21 protein-coding genes are annotated in these 25895 nt (G+C 74.9%); 8 read left to right on the top strand and 13 right to left on the bottom strand.

Translation table 11 applies throughout. The annotated features are described in order from the left end of the window. Positions 1 to 82: 82 nt before the first annotated feature. On the top strand, positions 83 to 775 hold the full coding sequence (locus LH044_RS19090; protein ID WP_227760131.1) for a TetR/AcrR family transcriptional regulator: 693 nt from the start codon (positions 83 to 85) through the stop codon (positions 773 to 775). A 63-nt stretch (positions 776 to 838) separates the two neighbouring features. Here the strand turns inward: LH044_RS19090 and LH044_RS19085 are convergent, their stop codons facing one another. The 3 genes from LH044_RS19085 to bioB are packed head-to-tail and all read right to left on the bottom strand — an operon-like array spanning position 839 to position 4400. Next, complete coding sequence (locus tag LH044_RS19085) at positions 839 to 1396, bottom strand: LemA family protein (RefSeq protein ID WP_227757227.1); 558 nt, start codon at positions 1394 to 1396, stop codon at positions 839 to 841. Positions 1397 to 1427: 31 nt separating this feature from the next. Further along, a complete protein-coding gene (locus LH044_RS19080) occupies positions 1428 to 3149 on the bottom strand; it encodes a DUF2207 domain-containing protein (protein WP_227757226.1) in 1722 nt (573 codons plus the stop codon). Positions 3150 to 3200: 51 nt separating this feature from the next. Beyond that, positions 3201 to 4400, bottom strand: a complete 1200-nt coding sequence (gene bioB / locus LH044_RS19075) for a biotin synthase BioB (protein ID WP_227757225.1) — start codon at positions 4398 to 4400, stop codon at positions 3201 to 3203. A gap of 126 nt (positions 4401 to 4526) precedes the next feature. On the opposite strand from bioB, the gene LH044_RS19070 reads away from it, so the two are divergent. After that, positions 4527 to 5462 carry an ATP-grasp domain-containing protein gene (locus tag LH044_RS19070; protein ID WP_227757224.1) on the top strand — a complete coding sequence of 312 codons (936 nt, stop codon included), beginning with the start codon at positions 4527 to 4529 and terminating at the stop codon, positions 5460 to 5462. A gap of 22 nt (positions 5463 to 5484) precedes the next feature. On the opposite strand, the gene LH044_RS19065 is transcribed toward LH044_RS19070, so the two are convergent. Both LH044_RS19065 and LH044_RS19060 read right to left on the bottom strand, forming a co-directional pair. Continuing rightward, positions 5485 to 6174 (bottom strand): FixH family protein, encoded by a 690-nt coding sequence (locus LH044_RS19065; protein ID WP_227757223.1) that lies wholly within the window; start codon positions 6172 to 6174, stop codon positions 5485 to 5487. A 10-nt stretch (positions 6175 to 6184) separates the two neighbouring features. Further along, on the bottom strand, positions 6185 to 7870 hold the full coding sequence (locus tag LH044_RS19060; RefSeq protein ID WP_227757222.1) for a copper resistance CopC/CopD family protein: 1686 nt from the start codon (positions 7868 to 7870) through the stop codon (positions 6185 to 6187). 119 nt (positions 7871 to 7989) lie between these two features. Between LH044_RS19060 and LH044_RS19055 the strand changes: the two genes are divergently transcribed. The 3 genes from LH044_RS19055 (at position 7990) to LH044_RS19045 (ending at position 10614) form a co-directional block, all read left to right on the top strand. Then, a complete protein-coding gene (locus LH044_RS19055; RefSeq protein WP_227757221.1) occupies positions 7990 to 8829 on the top strand; it encodes an enoyl-CoA hydratase/isomerase family protein in 840 nt (279 codons plus the stop codon). A 106-nt stretch (positions 8830 to 8935) separates the two neighbouring features. Continuing rightward, positions 8936 to 9703, top strand: a complete 768-nt coding sequence (locus tag LH044_RS19050) for a hypothetical protein (protein ID WP_227757220.1) — start codon at positions 8936 to 8938, stop codon at positions 9701 to 9703. Then, a complete protein-coding gene (locus LH044_RS19045; RefSeq protein ID WP_227757219.1) occupies positions 9700 to 10614 on the top strand; it encodes a hypothetical protein in 915 nt (304 codons plus the stop codon). Before LH044_RS19050 ends, LH044_RS19045 begins: the two co-directional genes overlap by 4 nt. 16 nt (positions 10615 to 10630) lie before the next feature. On the opposite strand, the gene LH044_RS19040 is transcribed toward LH044_RS19045, so the two are convergent. The 3 genes from LH044_RS19040 to LH044_RS19030 all read right to left on the bottom strand — a co-directional run bounded on the left by LH044_RS19040 (position 10631) and on the right by LH044_RS19030 (position 15284). After that, entirely contained in the window at positions 10631 to 11743 is a 1113-nt protein-coding gene (locus LH044_RS19040) for an FAD-dependent oxidoreductase (protein WP_227757218.1), read from the bottom strand. Between the two features lie 27 nt (positions 11744 to 11770). Then, positions 11771 to 14119, bottom strand: a complete 2349-nt coding sequence (locus LH044_RS19035) for an arylsulfatase (protein WP_227757217.1) — start codon at positions 14117 to 14119, stop codon at positions 11771 to 11773. A gap of 73 nt (positions 14120 to 14192) precedes the next feature. Then, positions 14193 to 15284 (bottom strand): NAD(P)H-dependent amine dehydrogenase family protein, encoded by a 1092-nt coding sequence (locus tag LH044_RS19030; protein WP_227757216.1) that lies wholly within the window; start codon positions 15282 to 15284, stop codon positions 14193 to 14195. Positions 15285 to 15366: 82 nt separating this feature from the next. On the opposite strand from LH044_RS19030, the gene LH044_RS19025 reads away from it, so the two are divergent. Continuing rightward, entirely contained in the window at positions 15367 to 16812 is a 1446-nt protein-coding gene (locus LH044_RS19025; protein ID WP_227757215.1) for an FAD-binding oxidoreductase, read from the top strand. A gap of 25 nt (positions 16813 to 16837) precedes the next feature. Here the strand turns inward: LH044_RS19025 and LH044_RS19020 are convergent, their stop codons facing one another. Genes LH044_RS19020 through LH044_RS19005 form a run of 4 tightly spaced genes read right to left on the bottom strand, consistent with a single transcriptional unit; the run spans position 16838 to position 23132 of the window. Beyond that, positions 16838 to 17998 carry a putative bifunctional diguanylate cyclase/phosphodiesterase gene (locus LH044_RS19020; RefSeq protein WP_227757214.1) on the bottom strand — a complete coding sequence of 387 codons (1161 nt, stop codon included), beginning with the start codon at positions 17996 to 17998 and terminating at the stop codon, positions 16838 to 16840. Positions 17999 to 18054: 56 nt separating this feature from the next. Next, entirely contained in the window at positions 18055 to 18474 is a 420-nt protein-coding gene (locus tag LH044_RS19015; protein ID WP_227757213.1) for a DoxX family protein, read from the bottom strand. Positions 18475 to 18486: 12 nt separating this feature from the next. After that, positions 18487 to 21759, bottom strand: coding sequence for a lysine--tRNA ligase (gene lysS / locus LH044_RS19010; protein WP_227757212.1), 3273 nt, complete (start codon positions 21757 to 21759; stop codon positions 18487 to 18489). Continuing rightward, entirely contained in the window at positions 21756 to 23132 is a 1377-nt protein-coding gene (locus LH044_RS19005; RefSeq protein WP_227757211.1) for a DUF2254 domain-containing protein, read from the bottom strand. The genes lysS and LH044_RS19005 overlap by 4 nt, the downstream gene beginning before the upstream one ends. Before the next feature lie 123 nt (positions 23133 to 23255). Between LH044_RS19005 and LH044_RS19000 the strand changes: the two genes are divergently transcribed. Continuing rightward, a complete protein-coding gene (locus LH044_RS19000) occupies positions 23256 to 24761 on the top strand; it encodes a glycoside hydrolase family 3 N-terminal domain-containing protein (protein WP_227757210.1) in 1506 nt (501 codons plus the stop codon). On the opposite strand, the gene LH044_RS18995 is transcribed toward LH044_RS19000, so the two are convergent. Continuing rightward, complete coding sequence (locus LH044_RS18995; protein WP_227757209.1) at positions 24751 to 25275, bottom strand: hypothetical protein; 525 nt, start codon at positions 25273 to 25275, stop codon at positions 24751 to 24753. The genes LH044_RS19000 and LH044_RS18995 overlap by 11 nt on opposite strands. Before the next feature lie 167 nt (positions 25276 to 25442). On the opposite strand from LH044_RS18995, the gene LH044_RS18990 reads away from it, so the two are divergent. Continuing rightward, the gene (locus LH044_RS18990; protein ID WP_227757208.1) at positions 25443 to 25877 is read left to right on the top strand and encodes a CBS domain-containing protein; all 435 of its coding nucleotides are present in this window, start codon (positions 25443 to 25445) and stop codon (positions 25875 to 25877) included. Positions 25878 to 25895: the final 18 nt, after the last annotated feature.

Here is a 25895-nt window from a genome sequence, read left to right as displayed (position 1 = left end):
GTACGGCTGTGTGTTTACAGGTGTTCATTCACTCGCGTACACTCACGGTTGTCAACCTCTTCAGGTAGGTTTTTCCGTGGACATGACCGACGTCACTGCGCACCCCGATGTGACCGACGCCCCCGCCGAGGGGTCCGAGGCGGGCCGACCGGCCCGACCCCGCAACCCGCGCGGCCAGGGCGATCGGCTGCGCGACGAGCTGCTCGAGGCCGCGCTGCGCCTGCTCGCCGACGCCGCGCACCCCGACGACGTGTCGATCCGGGCCATCGCCCGTGAGGCGGGCGTCTCCCCGACCGCGGCCTACCGGCACTTCGACGACCGCGACGAGCTGGTCATGGAGGCCGTGGGGTGCTGCTTCCAGGACTTCGCCGAGCTGCTCGGCGAGCGGATCGCCGAGGTCGACGACCCGTTCCAGCGCCTCCAGGAGGCCGGTCGGGCCTACTTCGAGTTCGCCGAGGAGCAGGGCGGGCGCTACCGCGTGCTCTTCTCGAACCCCGTCATGTTCGAGAGCCCGGTCGCCCTCGGCGGTGCCGAGACCAAGCACATGGCCGGCGACCAGGCGTTCGACACGCTCGTGCAGATCGTCCAGGACTGCATCGACGCCGGCGCCCCGACCCGCACCGACGACGCCCGGTTCCTCTCGTACCAGGTGTGGACGTGGGCCCACGGCATCGTGGACCTGCGCATCACGCACCACGGGATGGACTTCCCGGACTCGGAGCTCATGCTCCAGGACCTGCGGGTCGCGCTCGGCCTGGTCCCCCCGACCGCCTGAGCGACCGGACGACGGCGCACCCTCCCCCGCCGGGCGACGAGGCGCGGGCCGACGCCCCCGCGCTCAGCCGAAGCTGACGGTGGGCGGGGCCGAGTGGCCCTCGGGGGCGTCGTAGAAGACGCCCTTCTCCACGCCCGACATCCCGGCGAAGAGCGACCACGGGATGGTCACCATCGTCCGGTTCAGGGTGGCGACCGCGTCGTTGTAGTACTGCCGGGCGAACGCCAGCTGGTCCTCGGTCCGCGTCAGCTCGCCCTGCAACTGCTGGAAGTTCGCCGACGCCTTGAGGTCCGGGTAGGCCTCGGCGACGGCGAAGAGGTTGGCCAGCGCCTGGCGCATCTGACCGTCGGCTGCGGCGGCCTCCTCGACCGAGTTGGCGGCCTGCGCCGCGGCCCGCGCCTGCGTGACCGCCTCGAGCGTCCCCCGCTCGTGGCCCATGTAGCCCTTGACGGTCTCGACCAGGTTGGGGATCAGCTCCGCCCGTCGGGTCAGCTGGACGTCGATGCCCGCCCACGCCTCGTCGACCGACACGCGCTGCTGGCGGAGGCGGTTGAGGCCGGAGACGACCAGCAGGCCCACCACGACGACGAGCACGACGATGACGATGATGGCGATCAGCACGAGGACCCTCCGAACGGTTCGGGACAGTCTGTCACCACGACCCCCCGCCGCCGCCCCCGCCGCCGGAGCCGCCGGAGAAGCCGCCGCCCCCGCCGAAGCTCGACGCCGCCGACTGCGCCTGTGACGCCGCGTAGCTCGCGCTGGCCGAGCTGATGGCGGCGTCGAACGAGCTCGCCATCGACGAGGCGAACGCCGGTCCGGGGTGGCCGATCCCGGTCCAGTAGATCCAGGGCAGCACGGGCACCTCGACCCCCTGCGACGAGAACCGGCGGGCCCAGGCGTCCGCCGAGCCGAACACGAGCGCCCACGCGAGGTAGGTCGGGTACCAGTCGAGGTGCTTGGCAGCCTCGAAGCGGGACTCCGCGGAGTCGGTCGTGAGGAACCGGGCGAACCCGCCGGTGCGCGACCAGAGCTCGCGGCCCTCGGCCGTCCGCTTCGTCCGGGTGCCGGGGTCCGTCGACACCTGCACCGCCACCAGCGCGAACGCGGCCAGCCCGGCGAACAGCGGCCAGCCGAACCAGGTGCCCCGGCCGAACAGCCAGAGCCCCGCGAGGCCGAACACGCCGAGCACGGCGACCCAGCCGAGCAGGTTGCCGATGATGCCGGCGGCCGATGGCTGGAGGTAGGCCTCGGCCTGCCGGGCGACGGTGCCCCGCAGCGTCGAGCGCGCGGTGGAGATCATCTCGCCGGCCGACGCCGTCGACGTCACGAGGAACGAGTCGCCGGCCTGGGTGAGGCCGAGCCCGGCCAGCATCGCCCGCTCCATCTCCGGCACCTGGGCCGCCTGCGGGTCGACCAGCAGGTTCACGTTCCACGCCTCGTCGTCGCCGTCGAGCCGGATGACGCCCTTCGCGCCGAGGTCGTACAACGTGGCCTGCAGGTCGTCGTCGGAGTCGACCTCCGACAGCACCTTGGCCCCGAGCGCGGGCGAGACGCCCTGGGGCGGCTCGAACAGCACCGGGAAGCCGGGGCGGCGCTCGCGGGTGGCCACGACGAACCAGATGCCGAGGCCGGCGCCGATCAGCGCGGCCAGCGTCGACCAGAGCCAGGGGAGGTTCGTCGGCTCGGCCGGCGGCTCGGCCAAGGCGCCGGCCGGGAACGTCGCGCGCACCGTGACGGGGGTGAACGGTGCGAGCGGACCGGTGTCCACGCGCAGCGTCCGCTCGGACAGGTCCGCCGTGCACGCCGTGTCCTCGCCCTGCACGCACTCGGCCTTCGTGACCTCGGCCGGCAGCCGGGCCGTGACGGACACCGAGTCCATCGCCATCTGCCACCCGCTGCCCACGACGTTCCACCACCACACGACGGTGCCGTCGGGCCCTCGCTCCAGCGCGTTCGAGGTGGTCGACGTGATCACGTACTGGTGCTGGCCCGGCGTGAGGAAGACCGACGCGCTGCCGATCCGCAGGGTCTCGCTGCCGCGGTTCGAATCGGTCCACTCGACCGGCTCCGCGGCGCCGTCCCGCGTGACCGTCACGTCGGTGACGGGGTGGTCCACGCCGTAGCGGTGGTTGTCGGCGATGTCGAAGATCCGGTAGATCCCGTGCTTGCCCCCCGGCATCTCCACGTCGATCGTCTCCGTGGCGACGAGGGTCCCGTCGGCCGACAGCTCGAAGTCGGCGACGTAGCGGGTGATCCGGGCCGTGTCGACCTCCTGGGTCGTCACCGGCGGGACGAACGCGACGACGGCGACCGCGACGAGCACCAGGAACCGGAGGAGCCAGGCGGTGGCCGTGTGCCGTCGTGTCGTCACGGCGCCGACAGTACCGAGGGACCCGTCGTGCGCCGCGCCACGGCCCCGACGTCAGGCGTTGGGCGGCAGGTCGGTGCCGACGCCCCGACGCCGGATCCGCACGAGGTCCTCCCGCGCCGCACCCCCGACGGGGGCGCCCTCGCCCGCCACCCCGTCCACCGGCGCGGCGACCGGCTCGGGGGCCGGCGCGGCGGCCGCCTCGATGCCGCCGGGCAGCTCGAGCGGCTCGAAGCCCCAGTCGGCGAGGAGCTCGAGATCCGCGTGCGCGGCCTGGCCCTCGGTCGTCAGGTAGTCGCCCACGAAGATGCTGTTGGCGACCTCGAGCGCGAGCCCCTGGACCGACCGCAGGTGGACCTCGCGCCCACCGGCGATGCGGATCTCGGTGGCGGGGAACATGAACCGGAACATCGAGAGGATGCGCAGGCAGCGCTGCGGCGTGAGCTCCCAGCGCCCGGCCATCGGGGTGCCGTCGACGGGGATCAGGAAGTTGATCGGCACCGAGTCCGGCTCCAGCGCCCGCAGCGCGAACGCCACGTCGACGACGTCGTCGTCGTCCTCGCCCATCCCGAACAGCGCACCCGAGCACGGCGACAGGCCGGCGGCCTTGGCGGAACCGACCGTCTCGACGCGGTCCTGGAAGCCGTGCGTGGTGCAGATCTCGCCGTAGTGGCCCTCCGAGGTGTTGAGGTTGTGGTTGTAGGCGTCGACGCCGGCGGCTGCGAGGCGCTCGGCCTGGCCGTCGGCGAGCAGCCCCAGGCACGCGCACACCTCGAGCCCGGGGTGCACGTCGCGCACCGCCATGACCGCCTCGGCCACGTGCTCGACGTCGGCATCGGTCGGACCACGACCGCTCGACACCAGGCACACCCGCGCCGCGCCGGCGTGCACCGCCCGGGACGCGGCGTCGTGGACGACGTCGGAGCCGACGGTCCGGTAGGTGAGGATGCCGGCCTCGGAACCTCGCCGCTGCGAGCAGTAGTCGCAGTCCTCAGGGCACAATCCCGACTTCAGGTTCACCAGGAAGTTCATCTTCACGGTGTTGCCGTAGGCGGCACGGCGCAGGACGCCGGCGGCCGCGACCGCCGCCACGGTGTCGGCGTCCGACAGGCGGAGGACCGCCAGGGCGTCGGCGCGGTCGAGCGGCTCTCCCCGCTCGCCCGCCTCGAGGCAGCGAGCCAGCAGCGCGGCGGTCCCGGTGGCGGTCCCGGGGGCGCAGGCGGTCTCGGTGGTGTCGCGGGCCGTGATCGACATGGCGGAATGGTGGCACGCGACCGCCCCCCGGGTGGCATTGCAGGGGCGCACGTCACATCGCCCGACCGCCCGGGGTCGGTCCGCGAACCGTCCGGGCCGCGCCGCGCCCGCTAGCGTCCGCCGACCGTGACCACCCATGCCCGCCGCATCGCGGTCGCCACCTGTCGCGACGCCTGGCGAGCGGACGAGGACGCACCGCTGCTCGCCGAGGCGCTGGCGGCGGCCGGCATCGACGCCGTCGAGGAGATCTGGGACGACCCGGCGGTCGACTGGGCCGCCTACGACATGGTCGTCATCCGCTCGACGTGGGACTACGCGCTCCGCCGGGACGAGTTCGTGGCCTGGGCGGACCGAGTCGCCGCCGCCACCGAGCTGCGCAACCCCGCCGCGCTCGTGCGGTGGAACACCGACAAGCGCTACCTCGCCGAGCTGGCGGCCGACGGCGTGCCGGTCGCCCCGACCGAGTTCCTGCTGCCCGGCGGGTCCGTCACCGAGCCGGCGGCGCTGGCCGACCGCCTGACGGAGGTGGTCGGCCGGACCTCGGGGTTCGTGGTGAAGCCGACCGTGTCGGCGGGGTCGAAGGACACGGTCCGCTACGCAGCGCTCGACGAGGATCCCGGCGGGCTCGCCACGGCCGCTGCGCAGGCCGCCGAGCTGCTGGGCGCGGACCGGCCGGTCATGGTGCAGCCCTACCTGGCCGCGGTCGACACCGAGGGCGAGACCGGCCTGGTCTTCCTCGGCGGGAGGTTCAGCCACGCGTTCCGGAAGGGCCCGCTGCTCGAGGTCGGCGGCGGCCCGGTCACCGAGCTGTACGCGCTCGAGGCGATCTCGCCCCGCACCGCGACCGAGGCGCAGCGCGACGTCGCCGAGCGGGTTCTCGCCGCGGCACGGGCCCGCACCGGCGTGCAGGAGCTCTACGCGCGGGTCGACCTGCTGCCCGACGAGGACGGGACGCCGGTCCTGCTCGAGCTCGAGCTGACCGAGCCGTCGTTCTTCCTGTCGACCGACGCCGGCGCCGCCGCACGCGCCGCCGGCGCCATCGTCGCCGCGCTCGACGCCTGAGCCGGGCGCACGACGGGACTCGTCAGTCGATCGGGCCCTGGTCCCGGCCCCGGAGCACGAACACCACGCCGAGGCCCACGCACACCACGACGGCGAGCCCGCCGAGGATCCACGGCAGGGGGCTCGAGCCCTCGTCCTCGTCCTCCGCGGCCGCCGGCTCGGTCTCCGGCGCCTCGTCGTTCGCGGCCTCGCCGATCTGGGCGGTGGTGGGCGATCCGGTGACGTCGTCGTCGGTGGCCGGGTCCGCGGTGCTCGACGGCGCCGCCACCCCCGGGTCCGCGGTGACGTCCTGGGTGAGCGTGAGGGTCGCCGCCGGCGACACGGCGGTGACGCGCAGGTTCCAGGTCCCCGCCGAGGGGTACACGACCGTGGCCGTGTACTGGCCCGGGGCCGACCCCGGTCCCATCGGCACCGGGTCGATCGTGGCGCCGGCGCCGTCGTCGGCGACGACGGTCACCGTCGCGCCGTCGACCGGGTGGCCGTCGCCCTCGTAGACCAGCTGCACGGTGACCGTGCTCGACGTCCCCGACGGCGTCGCCGACACGACGCTGAGCACGCCCTCGTCGCCGTGGGCACCGGCCGTCGGCGCGGCGACCAGCCCGGGCACCAGCGCGACGAGCGCAGCGAGCAGCGCGACCAGCGCGGCGGCGCCGGCGCGGCGGCGGGCAGGTCGGGACGGGGAGGCGGTGCGGCTCTGCATGTCGTCGATCATGCCCGCACGATCACGAGATCGGCACCTCGAACGTCGTCTGCGCGGGGACGCCGCCCGTGACGATCGTGAGTCGGAACGACCACGTCCCCGGCGTGAGCTGCACGCCGTTTGCGATCCCGTGGCTGGCGGTGATCGGGGTGATCGGCACCGATCGCGGCGACACGCCCGTCGTCGAGATCTCGAGCTCCGCGGCGTCGACCGGGGCGAGCGAGCCGTCCCGGGCCAGGTAGTAGAGGTGCACGTCGTTGGGTCCCGCGACAGCGGGGCTGACCTGCATCCGCACGGTCGTGTCGCCGGCCTGGCGGACGACCTGGACCGGCTCGGCGTCGGGCCGGGCCTCGCGGCCAGGCGGCGTGCCGACCAGCACCGCGGTCACCGCGACGACCGCGAGGCCGATGACCGCCTCGACCCGGTACGACGCGACCGTGCGGGCCGTCCAGCGCGCCGCGTCGGCGAGCTGGCGGCGGTGGACCCACCCGAGCGCCACCATGGCGAGGGCGCCCACGAGCTTGGCGAGCACCAACCGGCCGTGGGTCGTGTCGGTGAGCCCCGACAGCGATCGCTCCTGGAGCCAGGTGTTGAGCAGGCCGGTCGCGATCGTGAGCGGGGCCGCGACCACCGCCATCCGGCTGAAGGCCGCGGCACGGCCGCGCGAGCCGTCCCACGTGAGGACGAGCACCCCGAGCCCGCCGACCCACGCGGCGGCGGCCAGCACGTGCAGCGCGTCGGAGGTGACGGCCAGCCACGCCGGCGACGCCGTCCAGGCGTGGCCACCGGCGCTCGGCAGCACGAGGGCGGCGAGCACGCACACCACCGCCAGCCACGGGACCTTCCGGAGCAGCGTCGAGCCGGCGACCGCCAGCACGAGCACCAGCGCGACGAGCACGCGCAGCCCGGCGACCGAGCCGGACCAGCTCGCGGTCACGAAGCGGCCCACGTTGCCCGGGCCGTCGGCCAGCGAGCCGCCGGCCAGGTCCGCGGCCGAGGCCAGCAGGCTGAGGCCGACGCCGAACAGCACGGACGCCGCGCCCGGCAGCAGCAGGAAGCGGGCCGAGCTCAGGCCGCCCGTCCAGGCGCTGTCGGCGTCGTCGGTGGCGCCGTCGTCGGTGGCGCCGTCGCCGGTGCCGCCGTCGATGTCTGCGTCGTCGGTGTCGTCCGGGCGGTGCCGGTCGACGAAGCACGCCATCGCCAGCACGCCGCCCACCAGCAGCGCGCCCGACAGCGCCACCCAGCGGCCGAACGCGTTGAGGACGCGCAGCGGGTCGAGCTGGGAGCCCGTGGACGCGGTCGCGCTGCCCGTCCGGTTGCCGACGTGGAACACGTAGGACCCGTCGATCACGTGGCCGTCGTCGGACAGCGCCCGGTACGAGACGGTGTAGGTGCCCTTGGCCTCGGCCGTGATGCGCTGGCGCACCTCCAACCCGTCGTCGGACGTCGTCGGCGACCCGTCGGCGACGTCGTTCCCGCGGGGGTCGAGGACCGTGACGCCCCCGTCGTCGACGGACACGCCGTCGTCGAACGTCAGCACCACCTGCTGCGGGGCCTCGGCTACGACCTCGTCGTTGCCCGGCGTCGACGACACCAGCGTGGCGTGGGCACCCGCGGTCCCCGAGAGCGGGCCCGCCGAGGCGAGCAGGCCGAGCCCGACCAGCAGCCAGAGCACCGCTCGGCGGGAGGGGGCGAGGCGGCTCGGCACGGCGGTGGATCGTACCGACCCGCCTCGCGCCCGTCGGGGCGGCGCGGACCGGTGGGTTGCGCGCCGATGCCCACCGGCGGCACTGTCTGGCGCTCGCCACCGACCAGGAGGGACCTCCGATGACCGATGCACCGGGAGCGCCGATCGCCGACGGGCTCGGCTACGACGTCGCCGACGGCGTGGCCACGATCACGATCGACGCGGCCGACAGCGGCAACTCGCTGACCTCGTCGATGCGCGACGGCCTGACCGACCTGTTCGAGTGGTCCTCGGCGGACCACGCCGTGCGGGCGATCGTCCTCACCGGCGCCGGCGAGCGCCACTTCTGCACCGGCGCCAACCTCGGCGGCCCCCAGAAGCCGTCGCCGCCCAGGCCCGAGGGTGCGCCCGATCGCCTGCTCGGCGACGGCGCCCGGATGATCCGCCGGGGGTGGCAGCGGCTGATCGCCTCGATCCTCGACTCGGAGAAGCCGGTCGTGGCCCGGGTCAACGGCACGGCGGCCGGCGGTGGCGCCCACCTGGTGCTCGCCTGCGACCTCGTCGTGATGGCCGAGGAGGCGAAGCTCGTCGAGGTGTTCGTCCGCCGGGGCATCCTCCCCGACGCCGGCGGGGCGTGGATGCTGCCGCGCATCGTCGGTCCGCAGATCACCAAGGAGCTGATGTTCCTGGCCGACGACGTGCCCGCCGAGCGCTGCCGGGAGCTCGGCATCGCCAACCGCGTCGCGCCGACGGGCGAGCTCGACGCCACGGTCGCCGAGCTCACCGCCCGCCTCGCCCAGGCCCCCACGAAGGCCCTCGGCCTCACGAAGTGGCTGGTCAACCGGGCGTTCGAGTCGAGCCGCCACACCGCCTTCGAGGAGGAGGCGGCCGCCCAGGAGTGGCTGATGCAGTCGGCCGACTTCCAGGAGGGCATCGCCGCCTTCCGCGAGCGGCGGTCCCCCGAGTTCAAGGGCTGGTGAGCCGGTCGCGCTCGTGAGCCGGTCACCCCGGCCCGTCCGCAGCGTTCGACACCTTTCCTGCACTTTCGTGTTGCATCGTCCCATCTGATCGCCCACACTGGCCGCCGTGGCCGGGGACGGGAGGGCGACGGGTGTGCACCGATCGGCGGCACGGCGCGCCCCGACCGGCACGTTCGCGGTCGGGGCGGCAGTCGGCGCCCTGGCTCTCGCCGCCCTGGCCCTCGCTGCCCTGGCACTGGCCGGCTGCACCGATCGCAGCCGGGAGGCGGTCCGGCCCGTCGACCCCGGCGCCGGGTCGACGACGACCACGCAGCCGCCGGGCCCTGACCACGACGCCTCGCCCACGGCGGCGGGCGCCGCCGTGCCGGCCGGCGTCAGCGACCCGCCGCACGACGATCCCGCCGCCACGGTGCAGGACGTGCTCGCCCGCTACGACCGGGTGGTCACGGCGCTCCACGGCGACCCCTCCGCGTTCCTCCGTCCCGGAGATCCGCTGCTCGCGGAGTGGGTCGCCGTGGTCCCGCCCGGGGCCGTGCTGGCCGACGACATCCGCACCGACGTGCTCGGCCGGCTGACCCGGGGCGAGGCGATCCCGGTCGAGGGCGGCCGGCTGTCGTACGTGCACCACGCCGTCGGAGCGCAGGCCGTCGGCCCCGACCGGCTCTCGTTCACGTGGTGCGGGTGGTCGCCGGGCGTCGTCCGCGACGTCGCGACCGGCTCGGTGGTGGACGACGGCGTCGCCGCCGCGGCGGGCACGGGCACCGTCGAGCGCACCGCGGGCGGCTGGGTGCTGGCGTCGCTCGACCAGACCTCGATCGACGTGCTCCCAGCGGGGTCGCCCGACCCGTGCCCGGCCGCCGAGGTCGGTCCGTGAGCCGGCGTCGGCGCGCGGCCACGGCCGCCGTGGCGACGTGCGCCCTCCTGGCCGCGTCGGTGGCCACGGCCTCGTCGGCGGCCGCCGCCGGCGACGGCGCCGCGTCGTCCCGCGTCACGCGCGACGGCCGGATCATCACGTCGATCCTCACCGGCGGCACCATCCGGCCCCGGGGCGGCGGCGCCGCGCCCCGCACCGTCTGGCTCACCCTGACCGACGCCGAGCTGGCCTACCTCCTCCAGCTGGTCTCCCTCGACCCGACGTTCGACTCGCCGCTGCTCGACGTGCTGCTCCCGCTCGCGGAGGCGGCGCCCGCGCAGGGCGCGGACGTGCAGATCCGGATCACCGACGGCCGGTTCGACGGGACGGCCCGGCTCGTGCCGGCCGAGGCCACGGCGGCGCCGCAGGTGCTCGCCCGCCGGATGATCACCACGCTGCCGGCCCTCCCCCGCGCCACCAGCCCGCCGGTGGGCGCCGGGGTCGTCGTCGGCGAGCCGGTGTTCACCTCGTTCACCGACGAGGTGTGGGCCACCGAGGTCGACCGCACGCTGACCGCCGGCGGCGTCACCGCCCGGGTGCGGGCGCACCCCGTCGGGTTCACCGTCCGCAGCGGCGATCCCGAGGACCACCGCACGGTGACCTGCTCCGGCCCCGGCCGGCCCTACGACCCCGACGACCCGGCGTCGGCGCGCCGTCAGGCCCGGCGTCCCGGTGCGTGCACCATGGCTTACCGCTCCGCCACGGGCGTGGACGGGCGCCGTGACCGCTGGTACGGCGACGTGACCGTGATCTGGCGGGCGGAGTGGACGACCGACGGCGCCACGTGGCGCTCGCTCGGCGACATCCCGCAGATCTCCGTCGTCGCCCGGCGCGTCACGACGGCGAGCACCGCGATCGAGTCGACCGGCTGAGGCGGCGCCGACCGGGTCAGCGCAGTCGCCAGGCCGACTCGCGCTGCGGATGGCCGGCGACGAGCGAGACGACCTCGTCGGCGATGGCCGGGACGAACTTGAAGCCGTGCCCGGAGCACGGCGAGCACACCACGACCGGCCCTCGCCGGTCGAGCACGAAGTGCTCGTCGGGCGTGGTGGTGAACAGGCACGACGTCGTCGACACCGGAGTGGGGTCGAGCCCCGGCAGCCAGCGCTCCACGTAGCGGACCTGCTCCGCCCTGCGCTCCTCCGAGATGCCGCCGCGGTGCTCGGCGTCGTCGGGCACCACCGTCCCGTAGCCCCCGACCTTGACGCCCTCGCCCGGGCTGAGCAGCCCGTATGCGTGGAAGGCCAGCGGGTGGTCGGCCGCGCTCTCCTCCGCCATGTGGTGCAGGAACGACGGCCAGGCGGTGTCCGGGTCGACGGGCCGGAAGTGCGAGGGCTGGTCCGACTCGACGACCACCGGCGGCAGGCGCACGTCGTCGACCCCGTCGAGCAGCGGCGCCACCCAGGCCCCCGCGGCCACGACCACCACAGGGGCGCGCCAGGCGCCGTCGGCCGTGTGCACAGTGGCGGACGCGGCGCCCGTCCCCACCTCGATGCGCTCGACCCGCGTGTCGAACCGCACCTCGGCCCCGGCCGCCGCCGCCAGCCGCTGGCACGCTGCGACGGTGCGGTCGGCGTAGCAGCGCCCGCCCTCCGGGCTGTAGACGACCGCCTCGTCGAAGCGCATGCCCGGCCAGCGCTCGGCCGCCTGGTCGGGCCGCAGCACCTGGGCGGGGTGGCCCGTCCCCTCGAGGTGCCCGGCGATCTCCTCGATGGCGGCGGCGTGGCCGTGGTCGAGCTGGCCGTCCTGCTCGAGCAGCACCTCGCCGGCCGCGTCCTCGAGCCGGCGCCACAGCGGCAGCGCCCGGACCGCCAGGTGCACGTAGCGGGCGTCCCGGTAGGCGATCCGGAAGATGCGGGTGCTGCCGTGGGACGAGCCGCGGTCGTGCCCCCGTCCGAAGCGCTCGAGGAGGGCGACGCTGCGGCCCTCCGACGCCAGCCGCCACGCCGCCGCGGAGCCCATGGCCCCGGCACCCACCACCACGACGTCGACGTCGATCACGCCGTGGACCCTACGACGACCCCGGGCTCACTCCATGCTGCGACCCCAGTCGCGGAGGAACTCCAGGAAGTTGGTCGGGCTGTCGGGCGCCGGGGCGCCCGGCTGGTACGCCACCGAGTGGATGGTGCCCCGGAACGGGAACGAGCCGTGCCGCTCGTACACGGCCCAGCACACCGGTGACCGCCGGTCGAGGCCGACGTCGATCCCCTCGAACGGCGCCATCGCCATCAGCAGCCGGAAGCCGGTGCCGGACGCGACCTCGGTGCCGTCGACCGCGATCGCCAGGTCCCACACGTCGTCGCCCGGGCAGGTGATGCGCAGCTCGAGCTCGTGACGTCCGGGCCCGACGACCGGCCCACGCACCTCGCGCTCGATGCCGTAGCCGTTGTGCGCGGCCACGAGCTCGCCGGTGTCGTCGACGTAGAGCGAGTACCCGCCGCCCTGATCCCCGTGGGCGAACACGATCCCGGCGTCGCCCTCCTCCAGGGTGACGTCCGCGGTGATCGTGACGTCGCGCCAGAGGATCAGCCGCTGCGAGCGCCAGCGGTCGAGGGTCGGCGTGCCCGCCCGGATGACCACCGGCTCGTCGTAGCGCTCGACCCACGGCGGCCGGAGCAGGAACCGGTAGCCCGTTCCCTCGTCCATGGGGAAGATCTGGTTCTCCCACGCGGCCTCGTCCCACGCCGCGACGAGCTCGGCCAGCCGCTCGGGCTGCTCGGCGCCGAGGTCACGGAGCTGGGTCGGGTCCGCCGCCATGTCGAACAGCTCCCAGTGGTCCTCGGAGAACGGCGTCCGGGCCGGGTGCCGCGTGACCGCCTCCCAGCCGTCGCGCCGGAAGCCGCGGTGGCCCTCGTTCTCGATCACCACGTCGCGGCGCCGACCGGGCGCCGACGGGTCGGTGATCGTCGCGCCGAACACCGGCTCTCCCGCCAGCGGGAGGACCGGGTTGCCCCGCCACTCGTCGGGCCGCTCGATCCCCGCCAGCTCGAGGAAGCTGGGCAGGAGGTCGGTGACGTGCACGAACTGGTCGCGCAGCTCGCCGCCGGTCCGTCCCGCTCCGGCCAGCGCCGCCGGCCACGACACCACGAACGGCACCGAGTGCCCGCCTCGGTGGGCGTTGATCTTGTAGAGCCGGAACGGGGTGTTCGACACCATGGCCCAGCCGCGCGGGTAGTGCGGGAGCGTGGTCGGCCCGCCCATCTCGTCGATGCGGGCGAGGTCCTCCTCGAACGGCTCCTCGGTGCCCTTCCGCCCGAAGTGCAAGGTGCGGAAGTAGGCGGACGTGCCCTGCTCCTCGCCCTCCCGCGACCCGCCGTTGTCGCTCGTGAAGATGAAGAGCGTGTTGTCCCACTCGCCGAGCTCCTCGAGCGCCTCGCGCAGCCGGCCGATGTTCTGGTCGAGGTTGTCGACCAGCCCGGCGTAGACCGCCATGTAGCGGGCGAAGAGGCGCTGGTGGTCCTCGTCGAGGTCGTCCCACGCGGGGACCTCGTCGCCGGGCTCGTGGTTGCGGGGCGCGAGCTCGGTGCCGTCGGGGACGACGCCGAGGCTGACCTGGCGGTCGTAGCGGGCCTGGCGCACGGCGTCCCAGCCCTCCCGGTAGACGTCCGCGTGGCGCTCGATGTCGACCGCCTTCGCCTGGAGCGGCGCGTGGACCGCGGCCTGGGAGAAGTAGAGGAAGAACGGCTTGCTGGGATCGGACGCCTTGGTCTCGCGGATCATCGAGATGGCGCGGTCGGTGAGGTCGTCGGTGACGAAGTAGCCCTCGGGGTACTCGTCGGTGCGCACCGCGTGGTTGTCCTCGATCAGGCGGTGCGGGTGGTGGAAGTTGGTGAACGCGTCGAGGAAGCCGTAGTACCGGTCGAAGCCCTTCTGCAGCGGCCACGACGACCGGTCGCCGGCGTCGTTGACCTCGCTGTCCTTCGTGAGGTGCCACTTGCCGACCATCAGCGTCTGGTAGCCCGCCGAGCGCAGCAGCTCGGGCAGGGTCGGTGCGAACGGCGTGAGCTCCATCGCGTAGCCGGGGAACCCCGGGTCGGAGTGGGCGACGTGGCCGACGCCCGCCCGGTGCGGCTCGAGCCCGGTCATCAGCGAGGCCCGGGTCGGCGAGCACATGGGCGCCGAGTGGTAGTCGGTGTAGCGGAGGCCCTCGGCGGCGATGCGGTCGACGTTGGGCGTCGGGATCTCGGAGCCGTAGCAGCCGAGGTCGGCGTAGCCGAGGTCGTCGCAGAGGACCACGACGATGTTCGGCGCCCCCTCCGCCGCCCGCTCCGGCTGCGGCCACCACGGGTCGGACGTGGCGAACACGCGCCCGACCTCGCCGCCGTGGCCGGCGTACGGGGCGAGCGGGTCGGCGTCGTTCGGGAGGGTGTCGGTCATGTCGGTTCGGTGCTCCTCGTCGGGTCGGTCGGCGCAGTCGGGCCGGTCAGGGCGGTCGGGTCGGTCGGGTCGGTCAGGGGCGCAGGAGGCCGGGGACCGGGACGAGCGGCAGGTCGAGCGCGGTGACGATGCCAACGGGGGCCTGGCGCAGGACCGGGAGCGCGTGGACCAGGCGGCCGGCCGACAGCGCGATGCCGCCGACGTTGTGGTCGCCGAGCGTGGCGGGATCCGCGGTGTCCCTCGCCTCGATGCTGAGCGTGACGTCGGGGTCGCCCTCGATCAGCACCTGATGGCAGCCCATCGACCGCTCCGGGGCGTAGGGCCAGTCCGGTGCGCAGCCGTCGTCGATGCGGGTCACGTGGTCGACGACGATCCGGGGCTCGCCGCCCACCATGCCGAGCAGCCGGAGCCGGAAGGCCCCCAGCGTGCCCGCCGCGAAGTGGCCGATCGGCAGCTCGAGGTCGTGCTCGAGCGGACGGCGCTCGATCTCCTCGACCACGTCGTCGACCTCGACGTCGAGCGCCTCGGCGAGGAGCCGCAGCACACCGCCCCAGACCATCGTCGGCACCGTGGGCCACAGCATCGGCGGCAGCTCGTCCATCGACCCGCCGAAGCCGACCAGCTCCTTCACCGCGTGCGGGGCGTGGTAGGTGGCGTAGTTGAACGTCTCCCGCACCGTCACGCGGTCGACCGAGACGCACGTCCCGATGATGACCGGCGCGATCAGGTCGGTGAGGAAGCCGGGGTCGATGCCCGACACCCAGCAGCGGGAACCGCCCGCCTCGCACGCGGCCTCGATCCGGTCGCGCAGCTCGTCGGGCGTCGTGCCCGGGTGGATGAGCGGGTACACGGACGTCGACGCCACGTCCGCGCCCGCCTCGAGGCAGGCGACGATGTCGTCGACGGCGGCGTCGGGCCGCGTGTCGCCGGTGGCGGCGTAGACCACGGCGTCGATCCGGCCCGACCCGCCGGCGAGCACGCCGGCCCAGTCCCGCGTCGCCACGACGCCGGTCGGGTCGTCGAGGTCGCTGAGCTCGGCCGCGTCGACGCCCTCCTTGCGCGGGTCCGACACGATGACGGCGGCCAGCTCCAGCGCCGGGTCGGCCACCACCGCCCTGATGGCCGGGCGGCCGACGTTGCCCGTCCCCCACACCGCGATCCGCATGCTGCCCCCTGGTCTCGCCCCGGCCCGCTCCGGGCCGGGATCCGGCACGACGTGCCGGAAGCGGCCCCTATGTTGGCGCGTGGTGGACGAGTGGCTCGACGAACTGGCCGGTGCCCTGGGACCGGGCGCGGTGCTGCGCCCCGGGTCCGACGTGCTCGACGGCTACGAGCAGCCGGCTCGCGGCACCGGCGGCCACGCCGCCGCGGTCGTACGGCCGGCGTCCACCGACGACGTCCGCGCGACGGTCCGCTGGGCGGTCGCCCACGACGTCGGGCTGCTCCAGCAGGGCGCCAACACCGGCCTGGTGGGCGCCTCCGTGCCGCCGGCGGAGGGCGCCCGACCGCTGGTCGTGCTCAGCACGGAGCGCCTCGTCGAGCCGGTCGAGGTGTTCGTCGACGACCGCGTGGCGATCGTGCCCGCCGGCGTGCGGCTCTCCGCGCTCAACGAGCTCGTCGCGGCGCACGACCTCGCCCTGCCGATCGACCTGGGCGCGGACCCGAGCCTCGGCGGCATGGTGGCCACCAACACCGGCGGGGCGCGGATGCTGCACGACGGCGACGTGCGCCGCCGGGTGCTGGGCCTCGAGGTCGTGCTCGCCGACGTGGACCCGGCCACCGCGCTCGACCCCGCCGCGGCCGACCGGCCGACGGTGCTCGACGACCTGACCCGCCTCCGCAAGGACAACACCGGGCCTCGCCTGAGCTCGGCGTTCGTCGGCTCGGCCGGCGCGCTCGGCGTGGTGACGCGCGTGGCCGTCGAGCTCTCCCGCCGACCGAGGGAGCAGGCGTGCGCGCTGCTGGCGCCGGTCGACGCCGCCGGGGCGATCGCCGCACTGCGCGTCGTCGAGGGCGCGCTCGGGACGCTGCTGTCGGCGTACGAGGTGATGTCGGCCACGGCGGTGGAGATGGCGGTGTCGACGCTGGGCCGGCGGGCGCCGTGGTCCGAGGCGCACCCCGCCGCCGACGGGCGGGTGCCCGAGGTGACCGTGCTCGTCGAGGCGGCGGGGCCGTCCCACGTCGACGACGCCCTGGCGGCCGCGGTCGCCGATGCCACCGCGAGCGGCACCGTGCTCGACGCGGTGCTCGTCCCCTTCGACGACGCGTGGGGGCTCCGCCACTCGATCTCGGAGGGGCTGGCCCGCACGGGCACCGTGGTCGGCTTCGACGTGTCGGTGCCCCGCTCCGAGCTCGTCGCGTTCCGCACCGACGTCATCGCCCGGGTCGCGGAGGCGCTGCCCCGGGCGGTCGTCGCCGACTTCGGCCACTGGGCCGACGGCGGCACGCACTGCAACCTCGTCTTCCCCGACGCGCCGCCCACGCCCGACGAGCGCGAGGAGGCGCGCCGCATCGTCTTCTCGACCGCCGTGCACGACCACGCCGGGAGCTACAGCGCCGAGCACGGGATCGGCCCGCACAACGCGGACTGGTGGACGGCGGTCACGCCGCCGGGCGACAGGGCGCTCGTGCGCACGCTGCGCGACGCCTGCGACCCGCACCGGGTCCTCGGCCACCCCGCGCTCCCCTTCTGACCGGTTCTCGCGCCGATCCGTCCGCTCAGCGGAGGCGGGCGACGAGGTCGTCGGGGGCGGCCGGTGAGCCGATGAACGAGCCCTGCGCCAGCCCGCATCCCAGGTCTCGCAGCCGATCGTGCTGCTCCTGGGTCGACACGCCCTCGACGATCGACTCCAGCCCGATCGCGTGGATGAGCCCGATCACCGCGGTGACGATCGCCGTGAGGCGCTCGTCGGTGCCGAGCCCGTCGGTGAAGGTGCGGTCGAGCTTCACCGCGTCGACGGGCAGCCGGTGCAGGTAGGTGAGCGACGAGTAGCCGGTGCCGAAGTCGTCGATCGCGATCCGCACCCCGAGGTCGCGCAGCTGCTGCAGGAGGCGCCCCGCCACGTCGACGTCGCCGAGCAGGACGGCCTCGGTGATCTCGATCGTCAGCGAACCCGTGCCGATCCCCGTGTCGGCGAGCACGGCCGCGACCTCGTCGACGAAGCCGTGGTGGAGGAGCTGGCGGGGCGACACGTTCACGGCGAGCCCCACGTCCCGGGCCAACCCGACGGACCGCCAGTCGGCCAGCTGCGTGCACGCGGCCCGCAGCACCCACGCGCCGATCGGGACGATCAGGCCCGTCTCCTCGGCGAGCGGGATGAACTCGTCGGGCCCGACCAGCTCGCCGTCGCGCTCCCACCGCACGAGCGCCTCGACCGCGGCGAGCCGCCCCGTCGCCAGCTCGACCTCGGGCTGGTAGCGCAGCACCAGGTCGGTGCCGTCGCGGGTGGCGCGCAGGGCGGCCTCGGTGCGTTCGCGGCCCGCGGCCCGGGAGTGCAGGTCGTCGTCGAAGACCTGCCACCGCAGGTTCGGCCCCGCCCCCTCGTGGAGGAGTCCGGTCGGGTCGGGGTCCGACGGGCTGACGTAGGCGAGCTCGATCAGCGGTTCGTCGAGCGGCGATCCCGCGCCCGCCAGCGAGCGCTCGACCCGGCGGGCGATGGCGAGCAGGTCGTCGGGGTGGCCGAGCCGCTCGCACAGCACGACGAACCGCGACGGCCCGACGACGGCGAGGGAGTCGCCCGGTCGCACGGCGTCGCGGATCCGCTCGGCCACCTCCGAGGGGCGCGCCGGACCGCCGTCGACGCGGAGCAGTCCGACGACCTGGGCCGAGCCGATCGAGCGCAGGCCGCCGAGCGCGCTGAGCAGGCGGTGCTCGAGCACCGTGGCATCGGCCAGTCCCGCCAGACCGGGGAGGCGGTCGTCGGAGCCGGGAGCGCTCAGCGGGTGAAGCTCCAGGCCTTGGCGAGCATCGGCACCTGCAGCGGGAGCCGCAGCCACGCGACCCACGTCGGGGCCGCCACCTGCGGCTGCCCGCGACTGGCGTCGATCGCCATCTGCACGTTGGCCGGGTACACCGCCGCGATCGTGGCGAGCGACAGCCAACCGCCGGCGCGGCGGGTGCGGGGCACGGCGAGCAGCACGCCCGACGCCACCTCCGCCACGCCGCTCCACGCCACCGCCTGCTTCCGCCACGGGAACCAGCGGGGCACGATCCGCTCGAACGGTCGGGGCAGCACGAAGTGCGCCACGCCCATCCCGGTCATCATCGCCGCGAAGCGGAGCCGTGAGCGGTCCGCCGCGGGATCCGCGTCGGGGTCCCTCAGACGGTCGAGCAGGCCAGGTGTCGTCGTCGCCACCCGCCCACTCTGTCAGGCCTCGGAGCCCCTCGCGGTCCTCGCCGGAGCGGGGCTCGTCGCCTCGGTGGGCCCGGACAGCAGTCGACCGACGAGCGGCACGTCGACGAAGCCCTCGAGGAACGCGTAGCGGAGTCCCACCTTGGGGAGGTCGCCAGGGTCCGCGTAGACGAGCGACCGCGGCTGCCACTCGGGCTGGAACTTCTCGTTGAACTCCCGCAGGGACCGGATCTGGTAGTAGGGGTTGAGCACGTCGACGACCCGCCGCAGGAACCGGTCGACGCGGGTGTGCTGCACCTCGTCGTCGAGCAGTCGGGAGAACGCCGCGAAGTTGAGCGACAGCCGTCGCACCCCGCGGTCGTCGAGCTCCTCGACCGTGCGCGCCACCAGGTACTCGACGATGCCGTTCGCCGCCTCGGGCACCCTGCGCATGAGGTCGAGCGTGTAGCCCCGCCCGTAGTCGCCGTCGGCCCGGCCGACCGGGATCAGCCGGAGGAACGCCACCGGCACCTCGGGCCCGTCGCCCGCGTCGGGGCGGGCCCAGGCCACGGCCAGCAGCCGGTCGGGATCGGTCGCGCCCACGTCCTGGCTCATCGCCATCGTGTAGCCCCGCTCGTCCTCCCCGGCCCGCCACCGCACGCTGATCTCGTTCAGCTGCGCCGCCAGCTCCGGTCCGGCCGCCGCCTCCGACACGAGCTCGAACCGGTGCGAGCCCTCGACCCGGCGCACCGACTGGCGGACCGGCCCCATGCCCGGTCCGTCGAGGTCGAACCGGCGGCAGTCGAGCACCGCCTCGTCGCCCAGGTAGAAGTCGCGGAAGCCGCGCTCCGCGTAGAAGGGCACGTCGATCTCCCGGGCCGCGAGGAACGCCGGCTGCCAGCCGTGGTGGCGGCAGTGCTCGATGAACTCGTCGACCACGAGCGGCACCGAGGCGGGATCGCCGATCGGGTCGCCCGAGCCGAGGGCGAAGCCGCCGAGGTAGCCGTAGGCGATCATCGCCCGGCCGTCGGACGAGAAGAACCAGCTCCGGTCGCCGCGCAGGGCGAAGGGCGCGAGGGTGTCCCACCCCCACTCGTCGACGAGCGCCTCGGCGCGGGCCCGCCCGTCGACGGTCCCACCCGCGGCGGCGACCGCCGGCCGCAGCAGGAGCCAGAGCAGAAGGAGCAGCCCGAGCACGCCGAGCACCACGAGCGACGCCGGGAACCACGTCGCGAACGACCCCTGGTAGGTGTACGGACCCGACGCGCCGAACAGCCCGAGCGTGATCGCCTCCGCCGAACGCACCCAGCCGAACGGCGGTTCGAGGCGGTTGCGCTGGCTCCACAGCGCCAGGAAGCCGTAGGTGTAGACGAACAACAGGTAGCGCGGCGCGGCGAGCACGACCTGCGTGATGGACGGCGGGTCGCGCAGGCCCGTGAAGTCCCGGCGGGTCAGCCCGAGCACCACGAGCATGCTGGCCGACGTCACGAGCGCGACCAGCTCGCCGCCCCGGACCACGCTGAGCAGGGCCGAGAGCGCGAAGAGCCCGACGGCCAGCTTCCACGCCCGCCGCTTGCCACGGAGCAGCTGGCCGGCGAGCAGCACCATGCACAGGCCGAGGCCGACGGCGAGCACCCGGTCGTCGACGGCCTGCGGCAGCGGCGACACCAGCTCGTCGATCGGGACGACGCGGACCGCGAGCGCGGGGAGGGCGCTCAGCATGGTGAGCACGCCGACGACGGTCGTCAGCGTGGCGACCACCCGGACGAGGCCCGACAGCCGGACGACCGACACCGGTGCGCCCGGGCGGACGGTGGTCGGCAGCGGCGTCGTCGGCAGCACCGGTGCACCGGCGGTTGCCGAGGTGCGCCCACGCTCGGGCCGCTGCGTCGGGAACAGGATGACGTCGCGGATCGACGACGCACCGGCCAGCAGCATCACGAGCCGGTCGATCCCGATCCCGAGCCCGCCGGTCGGCGGCATGCCCCGCTCCAGCGCACGCAGGAAGTCCTCGTCGACGTCGGGCACGGTGCCGCGCTCGTCGGGCCCGCACACCGCGGCGGCCGCGGCCTGCATGCGGGACCGCTGGTCGGCCGGGTCGTTGAGCTCGCTGTAGGCGTTGGCCAGCTCCCGCCCGCCCACGAAGACCTCGAACCGCTCCGCCACCCCCGGGTCGCTGCGGTGGCGCCGGGCCAGCGGCGACGTCTCGACCGGGTGGTCGAACACGATCGTCGGCTCGAGCAGCGTCCGCTCGACCCGATCCTCGAACGCCGCGACCAGGCAGCGGCCGGGGCCCCACCCGTCCTCCCACGCGACGTCGAGCGAGTCGAGCGCCTCGCGAGCGGCGTCGAGGTCGCCGGCCGGGTCGATCCGGCGCCCCGTCACCTCCTCGACCACGTCGAGCATCCGCACCCGCCGCCACGGGGCGCCGAGGTCGACCGGGCGCCCGTCGAGCTCCACCACCGTCGAGCCCGACGCCCGCGCCGCCGCCACGACGAGGCGCTCGACCAGCCCCATCATGTCCACGTAGTCCGCGGGTGCCTGGTACGCCTCGAGGATCGTGAACTCGGGGTTGTGGGTGCTGTCGATGCCCTCGTTGCGGAAGACCCGTCCGATCTCGAACACGCGGTCGAAGCCGCCGACGACGAGCCGCTTGAGGTGCAGCTCGGGCGCGATCCGCAGGTAGAGGTCGATGCCCAGCGCGTGGTGGTGGGTGGTGAAGGGCCGGGCGACGGCACCGCCGGCCGAGGTCGCGAACACCGGTGTCTCGACCTCGGTGAAGCCGAGGTCGTGGAGCTCGGTGCGCAGCGCGTGCACCACCGCGGACCGCAGCTCGAACGTGCGGCGGCTGGCCGGGTTCGAGAAGAGGTCGAGCTCGCGCTCGCGCGCCCGGCGTCCGGGCTCCCTCGGGCCGTGGCGCTTGTCGGGCGGCGGCAGCAGCGTCGGCGCCAGCACGACGAGCTCGTCGGCGAACACCGACAGCTCGCCGGTGCGGGTGGTGCCGACCACGCCGCTGACGCCGACGACGTCGCCGCGCTCCGGCACCGACCCGGTCCGGGTCTCGACCACCGCCTGGATCCGGTCGCCGCCCTGCTGCACGACGACGAACGCGATCCCGCCGTGGTCGCGCACCAGCACCGCCCGGCCGACGAGCGAGACCTCCTCGTCGGTGCGCTCGTCGGGGCCGAGCGCGCCGTGGCGCCGCCGCAGCTCGGGGACGGTCGCCGAGGCGGGTGCCGTGGGCGGGTAGGCCACCGGCTCGGTGGGGGGACCGGGGCGCGGCCCGCCGTGGCGGGTCCGGGCCGTCACGTCGCGACCTCCCGCGCCGAGATGGCCTCGACGGCGAGGCGGTGGCGCTCGCGGATGTCGGCCGCGTCCTGGCCGACCGGGCCGGTCGCGAGCGCGCTCTCGAGCACCAGGTCGGCCGTCGCCCGCAGCGCCGCCAGGTGCTCGGGACGCACGTCCACCGACGTCGTCCGCACCACGTCGAGCAGCCGGATCGTGATCGCGGGGTTGTCGGCACCCGCCTGTCGGATCAGGTCGAATGCCGCCCGGACGGTGCGCTCGAAGCGCAGCGGCGGGAGGTACAGCCGGACCCGGCCCCCGGCGCCCTCGAGCCCGCCGGTGCCCACCGGCTCCTGGCCCATGCGGGTCAGCGCCGCGCCCAGCCAGTCGACGCACATCATCCCGGTGAACGTGTCGTTCACGGCCGGCGACAGCGCGCGGATCGCGATCTCGACCACCTGGTAGATCGCGAACTCCGCGTCCTGGCGGCGGGTGCGGGCGGCGCCGATCTCGACCGACCGCTCGAGGTCGTGGGCGATGCGCCCGGCGGCCTCGGCCGGCAGCACCCGAGCCAGCGGTTGGCCCTCGACGACGAACTGGCCGACCCGGTGCTCCATCACGACGACGGCGTCGTGGGCGTCGGTGACGTCGAGGAGGCGGAGGTGGTCGATGACCTGCACGAACCCCGAGTCGTGGGCGGCGACCAGCGCGCCGGACCGTTCGGCCTCCCGGCGCAGCGCGTCGACCCCGGCGGCGTCGGCGCTGAGCGCGACGTCGTCGAGCATGGCCTGGCGCTCGTCGAGCGACCGGTCGAGCGCCCGCACCACCGAGGCCACCACGTTCGGCGCCTGGATCGTCACCGCCACCCGGTGGATGTAGACGACCAGCGCCACGAAGCAGGACATGCCGAGCAGCACCGAGGCGGCGTACGACACCGCCGGCACGCCGTCGGGGCCGATGCCGGTGCGGACCGAGCCGAGGGTGAGCCCGCACAGGATCACCGCCGACAGGAACAGTCCCAGCGTCACCTGGGTGACCGGGTCCTGCATGAAGCGCCGGATCAGCCGTGGGCCGAGCTGCGACGAGGCGAGCGAGAACGTGAGGACCGTCGTGGAGAACACGAGCGCCAGCGCCGCCGACAGCGCCCCGAGGAAGGCGCTGAGCACGACGTCGGCGTCGGCGGCGGTGCGGGCGACCAGCCACTCCGGCACCCACAGCTGCCGGTCCTCCGACGGTGTGCCGACGACCGCGTCGAGCCGGCGGGTGACCACGAAGAGGCCGACGACGAGCGCGGCCATCAGCAGCGGGATGACCCAGAGGTTCGGGCCGACGCGGTAGGTCAGCTCCCACCACCACTCGGAGGCGCGGGAGCGGCGCCGGCTCCTGACGGACGACATCGGTCACAGTCTGTCGGACGCCCGCCTCCGGGCGGTCGACGGCCCGCCGGGGCCCGGCGGGTGGGATGCGGGCCCCCGGGGGCGTCGGAGCCGCTCGGGGCCCGGGCGCTACGGTGGCCGCCCATGTCGGCGCCCCGCAACCCGCTCCCGTCGGCGCGCGCGACCGGGCCCGCACCGGCTCGCCGCACCGTCGACCGCGATCGCCGCCGACGGGCCCGCACCGCGGCGATCGCGCTCGCCGCGACCGGCGGGCTGCTCGTCGCGGCCTGCGCGGGGACGTCGGGCCAGCAGGTCGACGTGCGAGCCGCGGACGAGGGCGCTGACGCCAGCACGACCTCGACGACCGAGGCCCCGGACTGCGCGCAGATGCTGCCGGTCGAGGCCCGCGCCGCGCAGCTGGTGCTGGCGATGGTCACCACCCCCGAGCTGGCCGCGCCGGCGATCGCCGACGGCACGATCGGCGGCTTCGGCCTGAAGGGCAACCAGACGAAGGACGTCGGCGACAAGATCGCCGCCGCGGTCGACGGCGCACCCCTGCCGCCGCTCGTCGGCGCCGACGAGGAGGGCGGGACCGTGCAGCGCCTCCGCCTGGCGCTCGGCGAGGTCCCGTCGGCGGCCACGGTCGCCAAGGGCACCCCCGAGGAGGCGGGCCAGCAGGCGGCGGAGCACGCCGCCGGCATGCGCCAGCTCGGCTTCAACGTGAACTTCGCACCGGTGGCCGACGTCGGGTCGGGCTCCGGGCTCGGCACCCGCTCCTACGGCTCGGATCCCCAGACCGTGTCGAGCTTCGTCGACGCGGTGTGGCCTGCCATGCAGGGCGCCGGGGTGATGCCCGTCGTGAAGCACTGGCCCGGGATCGGCGGCGGCGGATCCGATCCGCACCAGCGGCTGACCTCGCTCGCCGGCATCGACGAGCTGCGGGCCGAGGACCTCGTCCCGTTCCAGAGCGCGATCAAGGCCGGCGTGCCCGCGATCATGGTCACCCACGCCGAGGTGCCCGGCCTGACCCAGGACGGCGAGCCGGCGAGCCTCTCGGCCGCCGCCATCACCGGCGAGCTGCGCGGCACCGAGGGCTTCCAGGGCCTCGTGATCACCGACTCGCTCGGCATGGGCGCCATCGCCGCCACCGACACGCAGGCCGAGGCCGCGGAGAAGGCGATCCTGGCCGGCGCCGACATCGCCATGGTGTCGGGCGCCGACGTGGTCCCCGAGGTCCACGCCCGTCTGGTCGACGCCATCTCGTCGGGCCGGATCCCGCCGGACCAGGTCCTGGCCTCGGTGCGCCGGGTCCTGGCCGCCAAGGGCGTCGACGGCCAGTGCATGGACGCGGTGGCCCGCTACTCGGCGCTCGCCCGCGAGGGCACCACGACGACCGCGGCGACCGGCGGCGGCACCTCCAGCGCGGTCACCACGACCACGACCAAGGGCTCGGGCACCGGCTCCGGCTCGGGCACGGGCGGCACGTCCACCACGACGAAGGGCTCGGGGTCCGGCTCGGGCGGGTCCGGGACGACCACCACGGGCGGGGGCTCCGGCACCGGCACCGGCACCGGCACCGGAGGCTCGGGAACGGGTGGGTCCGGCACCGGGCGGACCACCACGACGATCGACTCGGGCATCAACGACTGACGGCGGCGCGCGGCGACGCGCCGCCGCCCTCGAGCGCCGCCTCGTCGATCGCCCGGTTGACGGACCGGACGTCGCCGGCCCGGCACCAGATGCCGTGGACCCGGTCGCCGCCCCGCACGCCCCGCTCCCAGCGCTCGACGGGGAGGCCCTGGTCGGCCAGCCGGTCGACGATGGCGACGACGTCGTCGAGCGGGAGGTCGACCACCAGCGCGACGCGGTGGCGCCGCCAGCGGACCGTGTCCCAGCGCCACAGGGCGGCGTGCACGGCGAACCAGCCCGTCGCCGCCGCCGGCACGGCCGGGATGCGGACCCTGCCGGCCGTCGCCGACCGCATGCCCTCGCGGACGCCGAGGCCCAGGCCGAGCCCGAGCGCCACCTCGACGCCCCAGGTCCGCCGGTCGGGGGTGATGGTCCGCAGACCGCCCCAGCGGAGCGCGGCCAGGAACCGGGCCACCCCGGGGGCGCGGCGGTCGACCAGCGCCGCGATGTCACCGAACGCGTCGTGCACCTCCACCCGGCCATTCTGGCGAGCCGCGGGCGGATCCGTCGCCGGTCCGGGCGTCGGGTCTGGTGGGACGGCTCCCGGGGCAGGTGACCGGTGCTGCCGGGTGACTTCACGCGCTCCGGGGTGGATACTTGTGGTGACCGATGTCATCCGGGGGTCGAACAGGGGGTCAGATCGTGCGAGTGTCATCGATCCTGTCCAGCAAGGGGTCGACGGTGGCCACCACCGCGCCGTCGGCCTCGCTCGCGGAGGCGGTGAACGAGCTGCGGCTGCGGGGGGTCGGCGCCCTCGTCGTCTCGACCGACGGTCGCGGCATCGAGGGCATCCTCTCCGAGCGCGACATCGTCCGCCGGCTCGCCGAGCGGGGCGAGTCGATCCTGCACGAGCCCGTGTCCGCGGCCATGACGACCGAGGTCGTGACGTGCCAGCCCGACGACGACCTCGAGCGGCTGGCGCGGCGCATGACCGAGACGCGCTGCCGTCACCTGCCCGTGATCGTCGACCAGCAGCTGGTCGGCATCATCAGCATCGGCGACGTGGTCAAGGCCCGGCTCGAGCAGCTCGAGGAGGAGACGCGGCAGATGCAGGAGTACATCACCACCGGCCGCTGACCCCCCTCTCCCGGATAT

Origin of the sequence: Dermatobacter hominis, assembly GCF_020715685.1 — a bacterium.
GTDB lineage: Bacteria > Actinomycetota > Acidimicrobiia > Acidimicrobiales > Microtrichaceae > Dermatobacter > Dermatobacter hominis.
This window is presented reverse-complemented; position numbering and strand designations above follow the sequence as displayed.

Excerpts from the sequence above, each read along its gene's own strand:
- LH044_RS19090 (WP_227760131.1), top strand. The coding sequence starts at position 83 with ATGACCGACGTCACTGCGCACCCCGATGTGACCGACGCCCCCGCCGAG.
- bioB (WP_227757225.1), bottom strand. The coding sequence starts at position 4,400 with ATGTCGATCACGGCCCGCGACACCACCGAGACCGCCTGCGCCCCCGGG.
- LH044_RS19065 (WP_227757223.1), bottom strand. The coding sequence starts at position 6,174 with ATGATCGACGACATGCAGAGCCGCACCGCCTCCCCGTCCCGACCTGCC.
- LH044_RS19055 (WP_227757221.1), top strand. The coding sequence starts at position 7,990 with ATGACCGATGCACCGGGAGCGCCGATCGCCGACGGGCTCGGCTACGAC.
- LH044_RS19035 (WP_227757217.1), bottom strand. The coding sequence starts at position 14,119 with ATGACCGACACCCTCCCGAACGACGCCGACCCGCTCGCCCCGTACGCC.
- LH044_RS19030 (WP_227757216.1), bottom strand. The coding sequence starts at position 15,284 with ATGCGGATCGCGGTGTGGGGGACGGGCAACGTCGGCCGCCCGGCCATC.
- LH044_RS19005 (WP_227757211.1), bottom strand. The coding sequence starts at position 23,132 with ATGTCGTCCGTCAGGAGCCGGCGCCGCTCCCGCGCCTCCGAGTGGTGG.
- LH044_RS19000 (WP_227757210.1), top strand. The coding sequence starts at position 23,256 with ATGTCGGCGCCCCGCAACCCGCTCCCGTCGGCGCGCGCGACCGGGCCC.